Source organism: Candidatus Hydrogenedentota bacterium, from assembly GCA_016791475.1.
Lineage (GTDB): Bacteria > Hydrogenedentota > Hydrogenedentia > Hydrogenedentales > JAEUWI01 > JAEUWI01.
Genome location: JAEUWI010000493.1, coordinates 1 through 511, shown reverse-complemented (window position 1 = coordinate 511; position 511 = coordinate 1). Strand labels below are relative to the sequence as shown.

Genomic DNA, 511 nt, shown 5'->3' with positions numbered 1-511 from the left:
GCCGCGCGAAACGCGCGAGCTCGTCGGGTCGCTGAACCAGGCCTCGTCGACCCTGGCCACGCAGGCCCGCGCCATCGAGCAGGCGCTGGCCGAGGTGCGCCGCCACGGCGACGAGCTGGACCAGCGCAACCACGAACTCGACGCCATCCTGGCCATCAATCCCAATGGCCTGCTGGCGCTGGACGCACAGGACCGCGTGCGCTTTGCCAGCGCCGCCTTCGGGCGCTTCACCGGGCTGGACCCGGCGCCGCGGGCGACCGGTCGTCCGGGACGCGGCGGCCCGCCGGGGGCGGGTGCCCAGATGCCCACCGGGCCGCGCAACTGCCACGACGTGACGGCCTATCCCGCGGCGAAGCTCCTCGCCGGTGCCTGCGGGAGTTACGGGCTGCTGGTGGACGTGTCGAACCCGGAGAAGCCGGTGCGCGTCGACGCCAAGGCGGACACGAACTTCTCGCTCTGGCACACCGCCGTCTTCTCCAACGACGGAAAGAAGGTCGTCTTCACCGACGAG

1 protein-coding gene is annotated in these 511 nt (G+C 72.2%); it reads left to right on the top strand.

The window, feature by feature from the left end; genetic code table 11:
* Positions 1 to 511 (top strand): hypothetical protein (locus JNK74_30430; GenBank protein MBL7650485.1); only part of this gene is annotated, 511 nt, incomplete at both ends.